Source organism: Streptomyces sp. SID11385 (assembly GCF_010548245.1).
GTDB lineage: Bacteria > Actinomycetota > Actinomycetes > Streptomycetales > Streptomycetaceae > Streptomyces.
The window spans coordinates 1-2,590 of sequence record NZ_JAAGLR010001099.1 but is presented as its reverse complement, the minus strand read 5'-3'; the positions used below and the strand labels follow the sequence as shown (position 1 = coordinate 2,590).

The following is a 2,590-nucleotide window of genomic DNA, read 5'->3' as shown; positions in this document are numbered from 1 at the left end:
CCTTGCGGACCGCGGCGGTGGCCCCGGTGGCGGGCACGGCGCGCGGGCTCACCGGCGTGAGCGGGCGCGAGGTCGTCCCCGGCACCGGCTTCCGGCGCGCCGCACGGCGGCGCAGGTAGCTGTCCCGCAGCCGCAGGATGATCACCTCGGCGCGCGCCACCAGCGGCTCGCACCAGGGCAGCGCGAGCAGCACGAGCAGCCCGGCGGCCCAGCCGAGCACGACGTCGCTGAGCCAGTGCGTGCCCAGGTAGACCGTGGTGAGACCGACGCTCAGCGAGACGATCGCCGAACCCGCCGACAGGTACCTTCTGGCCCGGGGGGTCGAGGCCAGATACGCGAGAATCCCCCAGGTCACGACCGCGTTCGCGGTGTGCCCCGAGGGAAATATGTCCCCGCCGAGCCCCATCTCGTTCGAGCCGATGACGGTCGCGTAGTGCGGGCCTAGCCGTCCCATGCCGATCTTCGCCGCGCCGACCGTGATGTTGAGCAGGAGCAGCGAGGCCCCGAGGACGAGCAGCGGGCGCAGCGTGTGCTGGCGCCAGGAGCGCCAGCCCAGCCAGGCGAGCACCATCACCGCCGTGGGGCCGCGCTGCCCGAGTACCACCAGGTAGTCGAGGAAGGCGTGCACCTCGGGCCACTGCTGGTAGGGCCGGAAGAACATGAGCTGCCAGTCGAGGCGCACGAGCCAGGTCGTGGCGGCGACGGCGACGACGATCGCGAGGTAGAAGGCGAGCGTCGCGAGCAGCAGGACGAGCCGGTGCCGGCTCATCACGGGGACGTGCGGGTTGGCCGGCCGCTCCGGCTCGCGGTCGAGCCGGGCGAAGAGCCGCGCGAGGCGGCCGGGGGTCGGTTGGGTACGCACCCGATCGACGTTACAGCGGGTGAGTGTCAAAGCCGAACGAAACAACCGTTTCGTGATGGGCATGTGATGTGCGGCGACCCGCCCGCAGCGGTTTATCCGAAGGCTTTCCCTAAAGGCGTCCCGAGGAGTGAGAGAGACCGCGGCGGGACCCGCCCGCGCATTCCCCGGGGGATTCCCCGCTTTTCCCCGCCGTCCGTTTTCCGTTCACCCCCTGCGGCGCGACCGCACGTGGCAGCCCGGCCGACGCGAGGCTCCTGGAGCGGGCGTGCGGGCGTGCGGGCGGAGGCAGACGGGCGTGCGAGGGTGCGGGCGGAGGCAGGCGGGCGTGCGGGCGTGTGCGGAGGCGCCCGTGCGCGGGGGCAGGCGGGAGTGCGGCGCGGAACGCCGCGAGCCGTCCGGGGACGGAGGGCGGGGTACGGCGTACGGGGGTGCCGTACCGCCCTCGGTCGCCCCGGGCGGCTAGCTCTGGTTGAAGAAGCCGTCGCGGGGGTGGGCGCCCGCCGCCTCGCCCGCGACGATCTCCGTCCCGGAGGGGGTGAGGAGGAAGACGCGGGTCGCCACCTTCTCGATCGAGCCGCGCAGCCCGAAGATGAGCCCGGCGGCGAAATCCACGACGCGCTTGGCGTCGGCGGGCTCCATCGCGGTCAGGTTCATGATGACGGGGATGCCGTCGCGGAACAGCTCACCGATGTGCCGGGCGTCCCGGAAGCTGCCCGGGGTCACGGTGCCGATTCTGTGGTCCCGTTCCTCGGCGGCCTGCGCCGCGACCCGCACGCGGGGGTCGGTGACCCAGCTCTCGCCGGGCTCGGGGCCCGCCTCGGGCTCGTCCGCGTAACCGTCGTAGTAGCGCTCGGCCCCGGTGTCGTCGTCGACGAGCCCGAGCCAGGCACTTGCCTTGCGCACCGATCCCATGGACGCCTCCTCTCACATCACAGCGGTCCTTGTTCCCTGGTTCCCTGTGTTTCCTGCCCCCATCGTCGTCCATCAGGCGAAGGGTGCGCCAAGGGGAGGGGGGCTTCTCGGTGTTTTCGTGACGGTACTGGTGCACAGTGCCCCGTGTGCTGAGCGGAGAACACCGGGGCGAGGGACCTGACGAGGGGTGAAAAACGATTCTTCACGCCCTTTGGGTACCTCTGGGTGATGCCGGGGGGCGTACGGGTGACGACGAAGCCGTCACCAACCGCCGGTACGATGCGGCGATCGTAGCGGTACGCGCAGGACCATGGGGGGTCATTTCACGATGTTCGGGATGGTGCGGCCGTGCGCTCACAGCCTCGGCGAGACGCTCAGAACCCGCTGGATGTCCCATATGTGCGGGCTCTGCCTCGCACTGAGGGGGGATCACGGGCAGTTCGCCCGCATAGCGACGAATTACGACGGCATCGTCATATCCGTGTTGACGGAGGCTCAGACCCCGCGCGCGCGGCAGCGCCTCCGCCGCGCCGGACCGTGCGCGCTGCGCGGGATGCGCACGGCGCGGGTCAGCGACGGTGCCGGTGCGCGCCTCGCGGGCGCGGTCTCGCTCGCGCTCGCCGCGGTGAAGGTACGGGACCATGTCGCCGACGGGGACGGGATGCTGGCCCGCCGCCCTGTCGCCGCCGCCGCCGGTCGCGTGGCGCACGGCTGGACCGAGGCGGCGCACCGCTCCGCCGCCGGGCTCGGCTTCGACACGGGGGTCCTGCTCGCCGCCGCCGAACGCCAGCCCGGCATAGAAGCGCTCGCCGGACC

General features: G+C 72.2%; 3 protein-coding genes. 1 reads left to right on the top strand and 2 read right to left on the bottom strand.

Features of this window, described 5'->3' with window-relative positions; genetic code table 11:
- Positions 1-862 (bottom strand): phosphatase PAP2 family protein (locus tag G3I42_RS33670; RefSeq protein WP_164291459.1); only part of this gene is annotated, 862 nt, incomplete at its 3' end.
- A gap of 459 nt (positions 863-1,321) precedes the next feature.
- Complete coding sequence (locus G3I42_RS33665) at positions 1,322-1,774, bottom strand: cell division protein SepF (protein ID WP_164291458.1); 453 nt, start codon at positions 1,772-1,774, stop codon at positions 1,322-1,324.
- 310 nt (positions 1,775-2,084) lie between these two features.
- On the opposite strand from G3I42_RS33665, the gene G3I42_RS33660 reads away from it, so the two are divergent.
- Positions 2,085-2,590, top strand: a 506-nt coding sequence (locus G3I42_RS33660; RefSeq protein ID WP_239096855.1) for a DUF5685 family protein, incomplete at its 3' end; no start/stop codon positions are given.

Coding starts and splice junctions, on each gene's coding strand:
- G3I42_RS33665 (WP_164291458.1), bottom strand. CDS start 1,774: ATGGGATCGGTGCGCAAGGCAAGTGCCTGGCTCGGGCTCGTCGACGAC.